Source organism: uncultured Oscillibacter sp., from assembly GCF_910587525.1.
Lineage (GTDB): Bacteria > Bacillota > Clostridia > Oscillospirales > Oscillospiraceae > Oscillibacter.
In genome coordinates this window covers 1-15,849 of sequence record NZ_CAJULS010000010.1, presented here as the reverse complement: position 1 = coordinate 15,849, position 15,849 = coordinate 1, and the positions used below count along the sequence as shown (strand labels likewise).

Sequence of the window (15,849 nt, the reverse complement as noted above, 5' to 3'; positions counted from 1 at the left end):
AGTGTCCAGAATCCGCCGGAAAATGCTGTACAATTCCCCTTTGGTGTGCTATAATTTTGAAACTTAACTGGTTTAATGGAAATGGAGGAGTCACCATGAGCGATGAGATGCGCACCTTCGGCTATCTCTGCCCCAAGTGCGGCAAGACGGTGATGGCCGCCCGGTCCGTCTTTGCCCTGGAGGCTTCCAATGCGGAGATCGAGTGCACCTGCGGGGAATCTGCCCTGCGGGCGGAGTTCGACGGGGAGAGCTACCGGCTCTATGTCCCCTGCGGCCTCTGCGGGGAGACCCACACGGCGGCCTGCCCGCCGGAGCGGGTCCTGCGGGGCGCCACGGCTCTGGGCTGCGCGAAGACAAAGCAGTTTTGCTGTTTCATCGGTCCGGAGGGCACGGTGGAGAAAAACCTCCGGGAGCTGGAGATTTTGGCCGAGAAGGAAAAGCGGCAGGAGGATGGCGGCGGGGCCTTTGTGGACAGCGTCATCATGTATGAGGTCCTCTCCGAGCTAAAGGAGATCGCCGCCCGTGAGAACGGAGTCACCTGCGGCTGCGGCGGCGCACAATACGGCATGGAGATCCGCCGCTCCGCCGTGGATCTCATCTGCCGCCGCTGCGGCGCTAAGCTGCGCGTCCCCGCGGCCACGGACCGGGACCTGGACGACCTCTGCTGCCATATGAAGCTGGTCATCCCCGGGACGCCCCGCTGAACTGATTTCTGATATTGGACTTTCCCGGAAGTCCGGTATGAAAGGATTTGATCCCATGATTACCCTGCTCTCCCGGCTGTTTATTCCGCCGGACGGCCGGGATCCCGCCGCTCTCCGCAAGGCCTGGGGGATTCTCTGCGGCGCGGTGGGCATTCTTTTGAATATTTTGCTCTTCGCGGGCAAGCTCCTGGCGGGCCGCCTGGCCGGCTCCGTGGCCATTACGGCCGACGCCTTCAACAATCTCTCCGACGCCGCCTCCTCTGCCATCACGCTGCTGGGCTTCCAGCTGGCGGGGCAGAAGCCGGACGCCCACCACCCCTTCGGCCACGGGCGGATCGAATACCTCTCGGGCCTTGGCGTGTCGGTACTGATTTTGCTGATGGGCTGGGAACTGCTCCAGTCCTCTGTCTCCAAAATTCTGCGTCCCGCGGCGGTGACGGCCGCCCCGCTGGTCATTGCCATTTTGTGCGTCTCCATAGGCGTCAAGCTCTATATGGCCTTTTACAACTGGCGGCTGGGCCGGCAGCTGGACTCCACTGCCATGCGGGCCACTGCTGCGGATTCCCTCTGCGACAGCGCAGCCACCGCCGCGGTCCTGGCGGCCACGCTGGTGGGTCATTTCACGGGAAAACGGATCGACGGCTGGGCGGGCCTGCTGGTGGCCGCCTTTATCCTCTGGTCCGGCGTCAAGGCCGCCAAGGAGACCATTGACCCCCTGCTGGGCGCTCCGCCCACCCACGAGTTTGTCTCCCGCATCCGGGAACTGGTGATGGCCCATGCCGGGATTATCGGCATCCACGATCTGATCGTCCACGATTACGGTCCCGGCCGGGTGATGATCTCCCTCCATGCCGAGGTCCCTGCCAGTCAGGACGTGCTGGCCCTCCACGATGAAATTGACAACGTGGAAAAGGAGCTGCGGGAGCAATTGGGCTGCGAAGCTGTCATCCACATGGACCCGGTGGACACCGACAACGCCCTGACGGAGGATATCCGCCGCCGGGTGGCGGATCTGGTCCGCTGCATTGACGACGCCGTCACGATTCACGACTTCCGTATGGTCTCCGGCCCTACCCACACCAATGTAATCTTCGACGCAGTGGTACCCTATGACTTCCGCCTCAGTGACAAAACGGTGGAGGAGAAAATCCGCACCGCCGTCCGGGCGCTGGACGGGAGTTACTATGCCGTGGTCCGCGTGGAGCGGTCCTATACCTGATATAGAAAGAGCGTCCCAGGAGGCGGTGCCTCCCGGGACGCTCTGTTTGATAAATGTCAAAACGCACAAACGGCGGATATTTTTCCGCCGCTCTTCGCTAAATTTTTTTGCCAGGCGGCGGCCCGCCTGTAAAACTTTGTTTTATTTGGCAAAAAAATCTCTCGCCGTTGGACATTCCAGTTTTCGCGGAAGTGTCTGACCGCGCATTTTATCATCCGAGATTTTGTTTTTGCGGCCGTGGCTTTGCAGAGCCGACCCCTGCATAAAATCTGCGAAGAGGACACTCCCGTGGAAACCTGCCTCTTGAAAATCTGCTGTTTCTCTGGTATAGTATTTTAGTTATAGTATGTGAAAATCCGACGAGGTGAAATTGTGTACCTAAAAGCATTGGAAATTCAAGGCTTCAAATCCTTTCCAGACAAGACCGTTCTGAACTTCGGAGAGGACATTACCGCCATTGTGGGCCCCAACGGCTCCGGCAAGAGCAACATCTCCGACGCCATCCGCTGGGTCATGGGCGAGCAGAGCGCCAAGGGCCTGCGGGGGGCCAAGATGGAGGATGTCATTTTCGGCGGCACGGAGAAGCGGACCCAGGTAGGCTTCGCCCAGGTGACGCTGGTGCTGGACAACACCGAGGGTATCTTCCCCTCCATGGAGGAGTCGGAGGTGGCGGTGACCCGCCGGTACTACCGCAGCGGCGAGAGCGAGTATTACATCAACCGCCAGTTCGTCCGCCTCAAGGACGTGACGGAGCTGTTCATGGACACCGGCATGGGCAAGGAGGGCTACTCCATCATTGGACAAGGCAAGATCGATGAGATTTTGTCCACCCGCAGCGGCGACCGGCGGGAGATCTTTGAGGAGGCCGCCGGCATCTCCAAGTTCCGCCACCGGAAGGAGGACTCCGAGCGGAAGCTGGAGCGCACCCAGGAGAATCTGGTGCGGATCAACGACAAGATCGCGGAGCTGGAACTCCAGGTGGAGCCTTTGCGGGACCAGGCGGAGAAGGCCAAAAAGTACCTGGTTCTCCGGGACGAGCTGCGGCTTTTGGAGATCTCCGTGTGGCTGGAGAATCTTGACAATCTGAAAATTGCCGCCCGGAAGCTGGAGACGGATTTCCGGGCCGCCGAGGCAGCCCGGGACGAGGCCCGGTCCGCTCTGGACGCCCTCTATGCCGAGGGGGAGCAGTTCGGGGAAAAGATGCGGGCCAAAGATGTGGAAGCCGAGGCCATCCGAACGGAGGCTGCCGCCCTGGGCGGCCAGGTGACGGAGCAGGAGTCCGCCGTGGCCGTGCTGGAGAGCACCATCGCCCACAATCAGGAAAATATTCAGCGTTCCCGCCGGGAGCTGGAAGAGACGGAGAGCCGCTCCGGGAGCCTCCAGAGACAGGCGGAGGAGCAGGAGGCCCGCATGGCGGAGATCGACGCCGCGCTGGCGGTCCTGAGCGCGGATCTGGAGGGGCTGCTGGCCCAGGCCCAGGCCGCCGCCGACAGAGCCGGCGGAGCCCAGGACGAGGCGGAGTCCCTGCGGGCCAAGGAGGCCATTGCTGTGGCCGCCGCGGCGGACCAGCGGGCTGAGGCCGCCGCCCTGGCCGCGGAGCGGGGCCAGATTGAGGAGCGAAAGGGCGCCGTGGAAGCGGAGAAGACAGCGGGGGAGGCCCAGCTGAAGGAGGTGGAACAGGAGGCCAAAGCCAACCGGCGGGCGTTGGAGGACGCCCGGGACGAGGCGGAGGCTGCGGCCAACATCATCGCCGGCCACAGCCTGCGGATGGAGGAGCGGAAGAAGAAAGCCGCCACCGCCGCGGAGCAACGGGTGAAGCTGACCATGGACGCCGGCGCCTTGGACAACCGCATCCGTTTGCTGACAGAGATGGAGAAGGAGTACGAGGGCTTCTCCAAGGCCGTCAAGACCGTGATGCAGGCCAGGGGCAGCCTGCGGGGCATCCACGGTCCTGTGGCGAACCTGATGAGGACCGACGGAAAATACAGCCTGGCCATTGAGATCGCCCTGGGGGCTGGCCTCCAGAACATCGTGGTGGACCGGGAGGAGGACGCCAAGAGCGCCATCAACTACCTCAAGCAGAGGGACGGAGGCCGGGCCACCTTCCTGCCGCTCACCGCCATCCGGGGCGGCGAACTGCGGCAGCAGGGCGTGGAGAGCGAATTCGGCTTTGTGGGGCTGGCCTCCCGCCTCATCGCCTTTGAGGAAAAGTACCGGAACATCTTTGAGAGCCTTCTGGGCCGCACAGTGATCGCCGAGGACATGGACTGCGGCATTGCCATGGCCCGGAAGTACCAGAACGCCTTCCGCATCGTCACCCTGGACGGTCAGGTTATCAACCGGGGCGGCTCCATGACCGGTGGCTCCACATCCCGCTCGGCGGGCGTGCTGAGCCGGGCGGCGGAGCTTCAAAAGCTGAACAGCCGCGCCGGGGCCATGCACCGGGCCCTGGAGGAGGCCAGACAGGCGGAGGAGGCGGCGAACCGGGAGCTGGCCGCCGCCCAGTACGAGCTGGAGACCGCGGAGAGCCAGCGCCGCCAGGCTGAGGACGAGGTGCTGCGTCTGGAGGGCACCAAGAGCCATTTTGATATTCTTCTGCGGTCCCTGCGGGAGAATCTGGAGAACCTGGAGGGCGAGCTGGAGAGCCTCGCCGGCCGGCTGGCGGACAACACCCGGAAGGCAGAAGCAGCCGGGGAGCAGATCGCCGCGCAGGAGGCCCAGGCCGCCGTTTACCGCTCCCAGGCGGAGGCGGGACTGGACCGGCAGTCGGAGCTGCTGGCGGAGTCCAACGCCCTGGCGGAGGAGATCGCCGGGAAGAAAGAGGAGCTGGCGGCCCTGACCGCCCAGCGGGAGGCCGCCGCCGGACGGGCGGCGGATCTGCGCCGCCTCTCTGCCGACCTGGGGGGTGACCGGGCCCAGAAGGAGGAGGCAGTCCGGGCCTATCAGGCCCATATCGACGAGGCCGAATCTGAGATCGCCCGGCGGCGGGAGACCATCGCGGGGCTCACCGCCCGGGGCGAGGCCTTCCAGGCCCGGCTTCAAGCCCTGAACGAGGAGAAACTGGCTCTGGAGGCCCGGCGCACCGCCCAGAACCGGGCCAGCCAGGAGATGAACGAGAGCCTTTTGAACCTGGAGCGCTCTGCCTCCAAGCTGGAACAGAAGATCGCCACCTCCGCCCTGGAGGAAAAACAGATTTTAGACCGGCTCTGGGAGCACTACGAGCTGAGCCATTCCGACGCCCAGGCACAGCGGATCGAGTTGGAGAGCGTGCCCAAGGCCACCCGCCGCATCGGCGAGCTGAAGCGGGACATCTCCGCCCTGGGCACGCCAAACATCGGCGCCATCGAAGAGTACGACCGGGTGAACACCCGGTATACCTACCTCACCGGCCAGCGGGACGACGTGGAGGGCGCCAAGGCGGATTTGGAGAAGATCATCGGGGAGATCACGGCGGAGATGACCCGCATCTTCGCCCAGCAGTTCAAGCTCCTCTCCGAGAGCTTCCAGACCACCTTTGTGGAGCTCTTCGGCGGCGGGCAGGCCCGGCTGGAGCTGGAGGACGAGACAGACATCCTGGGCTGCGGCATCGAGATCAAGGCCCAGCCCCCGGGGAAGACCCTGAAAACCATCTCCCTCCTCTCCGGCGGCGAGAAGGCCTTCGTGGCCATCGCCCTGTATTTCTCCATCCTAAAGGTACATCCCACGCCCTTCTGCGTCATGGACGAGATCGAGGCGGCGCTGGACGACGTGAACGTCACCCGCTACGCCCGCTATATGCGCACCCTGGCGGGGCGGACCCAGTTCATCGTCATCACCCACCGCCGGGGCACCATGGAGGAGGCCGACGTGCTCTACGGCATCACCATGCAGGAGCAGGGCGTCTCCAAGATTTTGACCATCAATCTCAACGACATGGCAAAGGAACTGGACATTGAATAGGAGGCAGCTGTATGAGCTTGCGGCAGAAGAAGTACACGGTGATTGCCGTCATGGTGGGCGTGCCGGCCCTGCTGCTTCTGGCGGTATCAGCGGGACTGCTGGACCACGCCGAAGCGGAGGTGATTACTGCCGCCGCCCTTCTGGCCGTGGCCGCGGGAGTTGTTCTCGGCCTCCGCTGGATACGCTGTTCCCACTGTGGCAGCTGGCTGGAGCGGAACGACGGCCAGTACTGCCAGCACTGCGGAAAGAAAATCGACTGGGACGAAAAACCCGGCCGGAAAGGAGACCAATCATGAGTCTGCGACAAAAGGATTATATTGTGGCCGCCCTGGCCGTCGGAGGGCTGTTTGCCGCCCTTGTAAACGGCGTGGCGGGCGCCGTGATGCTCCTGGCCGCCCTGGGGCTCTATAATATGTGGTGGCGGTGTCCCCACTGCGGCAAGTTTCTGGGCCGCAAGCACGAGCTCCACTGCCGTTACTGCGGCAAGGCCGTGGACCGCACTGTGAAATACTCAAAAAAGGATCAAGAGGAATCTTGACGTTCTGGAGGATACTATGGGCTTTTTTGACAAGCTGAAAAAGATCACTACCAATCTCTTCTCCACCTTCACCGAGGCGGACGAAGCCTTTTTTGAGGAGCTGGAGGAGACGCTGATCCTGGCGGACCTGGGCGTAGAGACCGCCATGGAGGCCGTGGAGCGCCTGCGGGAGAGGGTGCGGAAGGAAAAGCTCCAGGACCAGGAGGCCGTCCGGGCCGCCCTGCGGCAGGTGCTGGTGGAGCTGCTGGACGTGGGCACCACGGAGCTGAACGTCTCCACCGCCCCCAGCGTCATGCTGTTCATCGGCGTCAACGGCGTGGGCAAGACCACCTCCATCGGCAAAGTGGCCCATCTTTTGAAGCTGGGGGGCAAGCGGGTGCTGCTGTGCGCGGCGGACACCTTCCGGGCCGCCGCCGCCGACCAGCTGGAGATCTGGGCGCAGCGGGCCGGGTGCGAGATCGTCCGCCAGCACGAGGGGGCGGACCCCGGCGCGGTTCTCTTTGACGCCCTCCAGGCCGCCAGGGCCCGTGGCGTGGACGTGGTGTTGTGCGACACCGCCGGACGGCTCCACAACAAGGCCAATCTCATGGCGGAGCTCAGCAAGCTCAGCAAGATTATCGACCGGGAGTGTCCCGGCGCGGCCCGGGAGACCCTGCTGGTGCTGGACGCCACCACGGGCCAGAACGGCCTCATCCAGGCCAGGACGTTCAAGGAGACGGCGGGCCTCACGGGTATCGTCCTCACCAAGCTGGACGGCACTGCCAAGGGCGGCATCGCCGTGGCCATCGCCCGGGAGCTGGGCGTCCCTGTGAAGCTGGCTGGCGTGGGCGAGGGCATTGACGATTTGAAGCCCTTTGACGCGGAGGAATACGCGGAAGCGATTATTTGACCGCTTCGGGAAAGGAGCCCCCATGATGCTTTTCAGCCGCCGGAAAGTTGCCCAGGTGAATTCCCTGCAGGAGCTGCTGCGAATTCAGGAGGCGCTTGCCGCCCAGGGGATTGCCAGCTCCGCCGGCGCGGGGGGGTACGGCCCGCGCCATGGAACGGCGGAGCCGCCTGGGCGGAGGTTTCGAACGGGATATATTCTATACGCTTTATGTTCACAAAAACAACTATGACAGGGCCGCGTATCTGCTGGAAACCCTCCGGCGGGGCCGCTGAGAGAAAGAGAGGAAATCCAATGAATCGAGCTGACGGCCGGGCCTTTGATGAACTGCGCCCGGTGAAGGTCACCACGGGATTTATCAAATTTGCCGAGGGCAGCTGCCTCATTGAGTGCGGCGATACGAAAGTCCTCTGCTGCGCCAGCGTGGAGGACAAGACCCCGCCCCACGTGCCCTACGGGGAGGGATGGGTTACCGCCGAGTACTCCATGCTCCCCCGGGCCAACCGGGAGCGGAGCCGCCGGGACGTGGCCAAATTGAAGCTCAGTCCCCGCAGCGCCGAGATCCAGCGGCTGGTGGGCCGGTCCCTCCGGGCCGCCGTGGATATGAAAAAATTGGGAGAGCGGACCATCACCATCGACTGCGATGTGCTCCAAGGGGACGGCGGTACCCGTACCGCCTCCGTCACCGGGGGATTCATCGCGCTGGCCCTGGCCTGCAAAAAGTTGGCGGCGGACGGCGTCCTGGGGGCCAGCCCCATCCGGCACTTCGTCACCGGCATCTCTGCCGGCATTGTGGACGACACGGCCCTGCTGGACCTCCAGTACAGCGAGGACAGCCGCGCCCAGGTGGACCTGAACTGTGTGATGAACGAGGCCGGGGGGCTGATCGAGCTCCAGGGTACCGGCGAGGGCCGGGCCTTCACCCCGGCGGAGCAGCAGGAGCTGGTGCGGCTGTGCGCCAAGGGCTGCCGGGAGCTGCTGGCCATTCAAAAAGAAGCCTTGGGAGGAGCGCTCTGATGTCAGAAAAATTTGTGCTGGCGACCCATAACGCCAATAAATTGAAAGAAATGTCCGGCATATTGTCAAAGCTCGGCGTCCAAGTGGTCTCCCCTGCGGACCTGGGCATTGCCGTGGATGTGGAGGAGACCGGGACCACCTTTGCTGAAAACGCCATGCTGAAAGCCAGGGCCATCTGTGCCGCGGCGGGCCTGCCCGCCATCGCCGACGACTCCGGCCTCTGCGTGGACGCCCTGAACGGCGGTCCCGGGGTCTATTCCGCCCGCTACGGCGGGGAGGATCTGGACGACCGGGGGCGGTATACGCTGCTGCTGAACAGTATGCGGGGCCAGACCACCCGGGCGGCCCACTTCGCCTGCGCCGTGGCCTGCGCCTTTCCCAACGGCGATGAGCTGGCGGCGGAGGGGACCTGCGGCGGCACCATCGCCTTTGCCCCCATGGGGGAGAACGGCTTTGGCTACGACCCGGTGTTTTTCGTGCCGCAGAAGGCAAAGACCTTCGCCCAGCTGACGGCGGAGGAGAAGGCGGAGATATCCCACCGGGGGAAAGCTCTGGCGGAATTTGTGGAGAAGCTGGGAACTTATCTCAAAAAGTAACCGTCCAAAAGAGAAAAGGGCGAAGCCGGAAAAAAGTTTGGATCAAACCTTTTCAAAGGTTTGCGGGGTGCAGGGCGAAGCCCGTGCCGGAATCGTATCCAGGGTACGCAGGGCGAAGCCCGCATCGTGCTTGTCTCATTTTAGAACGTCAGAATGCAGGAGACGCAAATCATTAAAAGTGGGGCTGTTTGACGCCTCCGGCGGCAAAGGCGCTGGAAGGCCGTGCCGGAGGGGCGGTCAACGAGAAGTTCTGCGGCGCAGCCTTCCCGCTGGGGTTCTTTCGTACCCTGCGGGGCGCGAGCAGGGGATTTGCCCCTGCACCCCACGGCCTTTGAAAAGGCCGGCGAAACTTTTATCCCGCGCGTTCTACGGACCGTTGATCCATATGAACGCCACAGAAACGAAGCCTGAAAACAGAAAGGCAGATCCATGGAACTGACAAGCAAACAGCGGGCCCAGCTGAGGGGCCTGGCAAACACCATCGGCACCATTCTCCAGGTGGGCAAGGACGGCATCGGCGAAAATCTCGTCAAGCAGGCCGACGACGCCCTGGAGGCCCGGGAGCTCATCAAAGGCCGGGTTTTGGAGAATAATATCGAATACGACGCCCGAAGCGCGGCGGCGGAGCTGGCCAAGGCCACCCGCAGCGAGGTGGTGCAGGTCATCGGCACCAAGTTCGTGCTGTACCGGGAGAGCCACTCCAAGCCCAGGGAAAAGCGCATCCAGCTGGTGAAGAGCAAACGCCCGAAAACCTGACCAAATGTGATTCCCAAGAAAAAGGGGGTTCCTGTTTGAAAATCGGAATTTACGGCGGCACTTTCAACCCGCCCCATCTGGGCCATATTACCGCGGCCCGGGCGGTGTTTGCGCTGCTGAAACTGGACAGGCTTCTGATCGTCCCCGACGGCCAGCCGCCCCACAAGGACCTGCCCCCGGACAGTCCCGCGCCGGAGCAGCGGCTGGCCCTGACCCGGCTGGCGGCGGCGGAGATGGGGGACCGGGCGGAGGTGCTGGACCTGGAGCTCCGCCGGGAGGGACGGAGCTATACGTCCGACACCCTGACCCGGCTCCATGCCCTATATCCGGAGGACGAGCTGTGGCTGCTGATGGGGGCGGACATGTTCCTGACCCTCCACCGTTGGCATGAGCCGGAGACAATCCTGTCTCTGGCGGGCATCGCCGCCTTTGGCCGCACGGAGGCGGACACGGAGGAGCTGTTCGCCGCCCAGCGGGACTACCTTTATAAGAGTTTTCCCCAGGCGCGGCTCTTTACGCTGACTATTCCCGGCGTGGTGGACATCTCCTCCACGGATCTGCGGGAGCAGCTGGCGGCGGGGGGCGGAGCCAACTGTCTGGCCCCGGCGGTGTACGGCCTGATCCTGCGGGAGGGGCTCTACGGCACGGCGGCGGACCTGAAACACCTTCCTCTCAGCCGGCTGCGGCCCGCGGCCCTGAGCTATTTGAACCACCGGCGCATCCCTCACGTGCTGGGCACGGAGCAGGAGGCCATCCGCCTGGCGGTACGGTACGGCGCCGATGTGGAGAAGGCCCGCAGGGCCGCCCTCCTCCACGACTGCACGAAAAAGCTGGACATGGAGGAGCAGCTGTCCCTGTGCCGGCAGTACGGCATCCAGCTGGACGGGCTGGAGCAGAGGGCCTTGAAGCTCCTCCACGCCAGGACCGGCGCCGAGGTTGCCCGGGACGTGTTCGGCGTGGACGATGAGATTTACAGCGCCATCCGGTGGCACACTACCGGTCACGCCAACATGACTCTTCTGGAGAAAATCATCTATCTTGCGGACTATATCGAGCCCAGCCGGGATTTTCCCGGGGTGGACAGACTGCGCAAAGTGTGTTATGAGGATCTGGACAAGGGCCTGCTGACGGGCCTGGAGATGACCATTGAGGAAATGCGGGGGATGGGAAACCCAGTGCACCACGCCACCCTGGAGGCGCGGGATTTCTTGAAAGGATAAGGATCAGTGGAAAGAGAACAGAGACACGCGGGTGGGAACCGCCTGGAAAAGAAACCCCCAAAACCGAAAAAGCCCAGCCGGTTTACCAAACAGCAGAAGATCATGATCGCCGTGGCGGCGGTTCTGGCAGTGGCGGTGGGCGGTGTGCTGGCGTGGCGGAGCGTCTTTGCCCGCCCGGATCTGGACAACCGCCGGGGCGGCGCCATCTTCACCAAGAAGGACGACGGCACGGAGGAGATCGAGGAGATTGATTACGGCGAGGGCATCCGTCCCCGGGCCGGCGGTGAGCGCAAGAGCGAGGACTTCTACACCGTGCTGATCCTGGGGCTGGATACCGGCGGCGGCGGCCACACGGACACCATGCTGCTGGCCAGTTACGACGTGACCAACCAGAAGGCCACGGTGATGTCCATTCCCCGGGACACCATGGTCAACGTCCCTTGGGATGTGAAGAAAATCAACTCCGTCTACCTTCACTACGGCGGCGGGGAACGGGGTATCCAGGCGCTGTACAAGGAGGTTTCCCAGCTGGTGGGCTTTGAGCCGGACTATCAGGTGGTAGTGGAGTGGGAGGCCGTGGGCAAGCTGGTGGACGCCATCGGCGGCGTGGACTTCAACAACCCCTATCCCATGGACTACCACGACCCTTACCAGGATTTGGTGATCGAGCAGGCCCCGGGCCTGCGGCACTTAAACGGCAACGACGCCATGCAGATCATTCGCTGGCGAAAAAATGATAAAGACAGCCCCTACGGCTATCATACCGGTATCGGCGACGATGGCCGGATCAAACTCCAGCAGGACTTCTTAAAGGCGGTCATCAAACAGATGATGACCATTAAAAACGTGGGTAACATCAACAAGATCGCTAAGGTCTTTGACGAGTGCGTGGAGACGGACCTCGCATTCCAGGAGATATTCTGGTTTGCCCAGAAAGCCATCCTGGGCGGGCTGAATGTGGACAATGTGGAGTTCCTCTCCATGCCATTCCGATATGCCAATGCCTGGAGCCCCACCGTTGGCAATATGCAGTCTTATGTGGCCCCCATCGCCGGGCAGCTGCTGGACATTGTGAACAACAAGCTCAGCCCCTATGTGGAGGTCTTCACCCGGCGGGACCTGGACATCATGTCCGTGAACGCCGACGGCAGTCTCAGCTCCTCCACCGGCTACGTGGAGGACAAGGTGGCGGCTCTGCCGCCGGACATACCCTCCGGCGAGCCGGAGAACGACTGGGCCCTGGACGCCAACGGAAACCCCTACGACCCGGAGACCGGCTTCCTCATTGATCCGGAGACCGGGGAGATCATGGAGGGCATCCTGGCCGTTCCCCCTGTGGTCACGGACCCGGACAATCCCGGCGTCGTTGATCCCGGCAATCCGGGAGTGATCGACCCCAACAGCCCCGGCGTCACAGACCCGGGGACTACCGTCCCCAACAATCCCGGTACGGTGGACCCCGGTACGGCAGATCCGGGGACATCCAATCCCGGCATGGTGGACCCGGGGACCCTGGATCCCAACAGTCCCGGCATCACGGACCCCGGCACAACGGTCCCGCCGGACGCCGGCGTGACCGATCCCGGAGCCTCCGGCGAGCCCGTCCCGCCCCCGGAGCCCGCGGACCCCGGCTTTGTCATCATCGACCCCGTCCCTGTGGAATAGAATCATCAATATCAAATAGAAAGAGAGGAACGAGCCCATGACACCGAAGGAACTGGCAATCATCGCGGCAAGGGCCCTGGACGAGAAAAAGGGCAAGGAGATTTCCGCCATCGAGATCACGGACCTCACCACGCTGGCGGATTACTTCGTCATCGCCAGCGGTACCTCCAACACCCAGATCAACGCCCTGTGCGGCGCTGTGGAAAAGGCGTTGAAGGAGGAGGCCGGCGAGGCCCCCCTCCACCGGGAGGGCCACCGGGACGGCACCTGGGTGCTGCTGGACTACGGGTGTCTTGCTGTCCACGTCTTCTCCCAGGAGGCCCGGGAGTTCTACGACCTGGAGCGGCTGTGGCAGGACGGCAAGCCCCTGGACCTCAGCGGCGTACTCACAGAGAATTAAACCAAAGGCGGGTCGGCTTTCGCCGGCCCGCCTTACTGCTAAAGTTTTTGGTTAGGCTTTTTTCCAAGAGTTTGCGGGGTGCAGGGGAGGAACCCCCGCGCTGCTGGTCGTATCAAGAATTATGTGCCAATAGGTTTGCCGATTTTTGAATTGAACGCAGTCAGCCAATGAGCTCAGCTTCCCCGAAGGCGGCATCCAGGTGTTTCATATTCATGTACTTCTTGTTACCCCACTGGGTGCCGGCCACATGGCGGAGCCGGGCGCAGACCAGCATGAGGGCAGAATTCCTATCCGGAAAGGCCCCCACCACCCTGGTGCGGCGGCGGATCTCCCGGTTGAGCCGCTCGATCACATTGTTGGTGCGGATCCGCGTCCAATGCGCGGAGAGGAAGCCGCAATGGGTAAACGTCTCTTCTGCGCCGACGTCTCCCGAGGTGGTGGTGAGGTTCCGGTCATAGTGACCGCTGCGGTACCCATGACGGACCTCACTGCGTTCGTACCGGGCCGCTTGAGTCAGTTTTTCGGCCTCCACCTCCAGCAATTCAGTGAGTGTTTCTTCTACGCTGCCCCGGACCAGCTCCTTAAGTTGACCCTTGATGACTTCTTCGCTCAGTTGTACAATCTTCTCAGACATGGTTTACAGTCTCCTCTCTGAATGGTGTGTCGTTACTTCATTCTACCAGAGGGCGGCAAACTATGTCTCTTTTTATTTGCGCAACTTATTGTACCTTATTCTATAACCACTGCATGTTAATTATTTATTTTTAGGCCACATGCCAGGAAAAGAGGGCCACAAATCCACTGCGGCCCCCTTCCATATGTAACTATGCTTTTGCTCTTACAATGCTTGTTGTGTAAGACTTTTCGTCATAGCCGGTCTCATCACCTGCATAGCAATAAGCGGTGGCGTAATAGTATCGTCCGACTACGCCATAGTAGGTGGCGGCATCTTTGTAATGATGTATTCCAGAGCCCATCATGGTGGGATAGTCCTCATAGTTATATGTTTTGATACGGGTAAAGTCTGTTCCGTTTCTAGATTCATAGAGGAAAATTGTAGATGCACCGATCTGCGTCATGTTGCGAATTCCGTCCACGTCCACGGTGATAACAATTTTCCCACCGCTTTGCGGTGTTAAAACTACTCTATATGCGTCAAGATAGTTGCTGGAGCGGGCAGATGCTTGCACACATAAAAGACTGGCCGTTACGCAAATCAGCAGGAGCAAAGATACAATTTTTGTTCTCTTCATTGGTCAATCACGTTCCTCGTAAATAGAATCTATGATCTTCCGCACTTCTTCCTCAGTAATACTGCCGCTTATACGACATTCAAAGATACCATTACACCAGATAATCTTTGCAAGGGATTGATCTATAATGATGTGATGGTTAATTTCATTGCAGAAATAGCTGGAGTCTGGCGAGGAGTCCTTTTCAACTATTTGCTGCGTTGCTCTGGAGGACTCAATAAAGCGCATGGTTAAAAAATCCTCTTCTGTTACGCAATCCATATAGATACAAATTCCGCTGGTTTCGTAAATCGCGTATGCCTCCGGGGTTCCAAAGCGTTCAGGCACCCATGTGGGGGCGAGAGGCGCGGTAATCCCAAACGCCTCGACCGCTTCCGAGAGGGAGCCATATTCCGCAGATTCTCCCTGGGCAATGGGGTACACGGATACCTCCGCGTAGGGCACCTCCGCCTTTTCCATCCGGAAAGTCTCGGAGGTCACGCGGGCAATGGTGCCCCAGATATTGATGCCATAGGCCTGGGCGAGTATGGAACTGCAGAACAACACAGCGGCGAATGAAGCGACTGCTCTGATTGGGAAGTGCGGTGATCTCGGGCGCCTGCGGCGGGGAGTGGATGTCTCTTTCTCCAGCAGCCCGTGTTTTTCGTGAAAGGCCGACAATGCCTCCTGGGGATCAGCCGCAAATGGCAGCGGGGCTTTTTCGTCCAGAATCTCCAAATAGGCGTCTATCAGCGCTAAATCTGGATTTCCATTTGCTGCGTCCTCGGTCAATGCGGCCAGTTCATCTGCTAACTCAGTCGGATCTTTGCTTCTAAGATGCTGGTAAATTTGAGCCATGTCACAGTCCTTTCCGCCGCATGGACCGCTTCGCTGGTGCTCAGACATCTTATTCACATAAACACCCCCTTACTTAATATTGTTTCCGCAGACTGTAAAAACGTTGCAGGATTTTCAAATTTTTTCTTCTTCCATCATCAATTTTTGACAGCGGGTCTTTGCGCGGCATAGTCTGGAGCGGCAGGAGACCTCTTTCAGCCCCAATTCAGCGGAGATTTCCTCAAAAGAGTAATTCTTTTCATATCTCAAAATCAAAATCTCCCGTTCCCATGGCAACAGAGACGCGGGGAGAATATCAGTCAGCGGACGTCGCAAGCTGTCCTCATCTGCCGTTAAATTGTTCATCATATGTAACGGCAGAAAAGACCATTTTTCACGGCGCTGGGATTTCAGGTAGTTTCGCAGGAGATTGCCCAGGACTCCCATGACATAGCCGGATGGATTCTCAATAACAGTCTCTTTGCTCTTCTGGCTGTAAATGACAAAGGCTTCATCTACCAGTTCTTCGGAATCATGATAGTTCTGCGTAGTTCGCAAAGCGGTGTAGAACACTCTGTGGTAGTTACTGATGTAAAAATCATCGAAATTCCTGCTGAACGGATGGTCCATTTTGAATCGTACTCCCTTTATGGCGAAAATTCTTCATGATCCAGATCTTCTTCGAAGCAGTCCTCGTCATCATCAAACGAAAAGGCAACGATTTCCGGGACATCCAGAAACTCTGTGATGGTCATATTGAACGCTGTCGCGATACGGATCAGGGTAGCTAGGATGTGTTCACATAAGTGCATCTACAATAAGAGCAAAATAGACAAAAGT

General features: G+C 60.7%; 16 protein-coding genes. 12 read left to right on the top strand and 4 right to left on the bottom strand.

What is annotated here, in order from left to right:
- The first annotated feature begins 95 nt into the window (after positions 1-95).
- From QZ326_RS02190 to rsfS, 12 genes are all read left to right on the top strand, one after another.
- Positions 96-704: a hypothetical protein gene (locus tag QZ326_RS02190; protein WP_295740757.1), complete on the top strand. Its 609-nt coding sequence runs from the start codon at positions 96-98 to the stop codon at positions 702-704.
- A 55-nt stretch (positions 705-759) separates the two neighbouring features.
- On the top strand, positions 760-1,923 hold the full coding sequence (locus QZ326_RS02185) for a cation diffusion facilitator family transporter (protein WP_295740794.1): 1,164 nt from the start codon (positions 760-762) through the stop codon (positions 1,921-1,923).
- A 372-nt stretch (positions 1,924-2,295) separates the two neighbouring features.
- A complete protein-coding gene (smc, locus tag QZ326_RS02180) occupies positions 2,296-5,862 on the top strand; it encodes a chromosome segregation protein SMC (protein ID WP_295740755.1) in 3,567 nt (1,188 codons plus the stop codon).
- An 11-nt stretch (positions 5,863-5,873) separates the two neighbouring features.
- Positions 5,874-6,158 (top strand): hypothetical protein, encoded by a 285-nt coding sequence (locus tag QZ326_RS02175; protein ID WP_295740753.1) that lies wholly within the window; start codon positions 5,874-5,876, stop codon positions 6,156-6,158.
- Positions 6,155-6,400, top strand: a complete 246-nt coding sequence (locus tag QZ326_RS02170; RefSeq protein ID WP_295740751.1) for a hypothetical protein — start codon at positions 6,155-6,157, stop codon at positions 6,398-6,400. The genes QZ326_RS02175 and QZ326_RS02170 overlap by 4 nt, the downstream gene beginning before the upstream one ends.
- A gap of 16 nt (positions 6,401-6,416) precedes the next feature.
- The gene (ftsY, locus tag QZ326_RS02165) at positions 6,417-7,289 is read left to right on the top strand and encodes a signal recognition particle-docking protein FtsY (protein WP_295740749.1); all 873 of its coding nucleotides are present in this window, start codon (positions 6,417-6,419) and stop codon (positions 7,287-7,289) included.
- A 291-nt stretch (positions 7,290-7,580) separates the two neighbouring features.
- Positions 7,581-8,303, top strand: coding sequence for a ribonuclease PH (gene rph / locus QZ326_RS02160; RefSeq protein WP_295740747.1), 723 nt, complete (start codon positions 7,581-7,583; stop codon positions 8,301-8,303).
- Entirely contained in the window at positions 8,303-8,899 is a 597-nt protein-coding gene (locus QZ326_RS02155) for an XTP/dITP diphosphatase (protein WP_295740745.1), read from the top strand. Before rph ends, QZ326_RS02155 begins: the two co-directional genes overlap by 1 nt.
- Before the next feature lie 429 nt (positions 8,900-9,328).
- Positions 9,329-9,655, top strand: coding sequence for a ribosome assembly RNA-binding protein YhbY (gene yhbY, locus QZ326_RS02150; RefSeq protein ID WP_295740743.1), 327 nt, complete (start codon positions 9,329-9,331; stop codon positions 9,653-9,655).
- 35 nt (positions 9,656-9,690) lie between these two features.
- Positions 9,691-10,875 carry a nicotinate (nicotinamide) nucleotide adenylyltransferase gene (gene nadD, locus QZ326_RS02145; protein ID WP_295740741.1) on the top strand — a complete coding sequence of 395 codons (1,185 nt, stop codon included), beginning with the start codon at positions 9,691-9,693 and terminating at the stop codon, positions 10,873-10,875.
- 6 nt (positions 10,876-10,881) lie between these two features.
- On the top strand, positions 10,882-12,540 hold the full coding sequence (locus QZ326_RS02140) for an LCP family protein (RefSeq protein WP_295740739.1): 1,659 nt from the start codon (positions 10,882-10,884) through the stop codon (positions 12,538-12,540).
- A gap of 37 nt (positions 12,541-12,577) precedes the next feature.
- Entirely contained in the window at positions 12,578-12,940 is a 363-nt protein-coding gene (gene rsfS, locus QZ326_RS02135) for a ribosome silencing factor (RefSeq protein ID WP_295740737.1), read from the top strand.
- 160 nt (positions 12,941-13,100) lie between these two features.
- Here rsfS and QZ326_RS02130 read toward each other — a convergent pair whose 3' ends face one another.
- From QZ326_RS02130 to QZ326_RS02115, 4 genes are all read right to left on the bottom strand, one after another.
- Positions 13,101-13,574, bottom strand: coding sequence for a transposase (locus QZ326_RS02130; RefSeq protein WP_295740735.1), 474 nt, complete (start codon positions 13,572-13,574; stop codon positions 13,101-13,103).
- Positions 13,575-13,764: 190 nt separating this feature from the next.
- The gene (locus QZ326_RS02125) at positions 13,765-14,193 is read right to left on the bottom strand and encodes a hypothetical protein (RefSeq protein WP_295740733.1); all 429 of its coding nucleotides are present in this window, start codon (positions 14,191-14,193) and stop codon (positions 13,765-13,767) included.
- A gap of 3 nt (positions 14,194-14,196) precedes the next feature.
- Positions 14,197-15,087: a hypothetical protein gene (locus tag QZ326_RS02120; RefSeq protein ID WP_295740731.1), complete on the bottom strand. Its 891-nt coding sequence runs from the start codon at positions 15,085-15,087 to the stop codon at positions 14,197-14,199.
- A 57-nt stretch (positions 15,088-15,144) separates the two neighbouring features.
- Positions 15,145-15,639 carry an RNA polymerase sigma factor gene (locus tag QZ326_RS02115; RefSeq protein ID WP_295740729.1) on the bottom strand — a complete coding sequence of 165 codons (495 nt, stop codon included), beginning with the start codon at positions 15,637-15,639 and terminating at the stop codon, positions 15,145-15,147.
- Between the last annotated feature and the right edge of the window lie 210 nt (positions 15,640-15,849).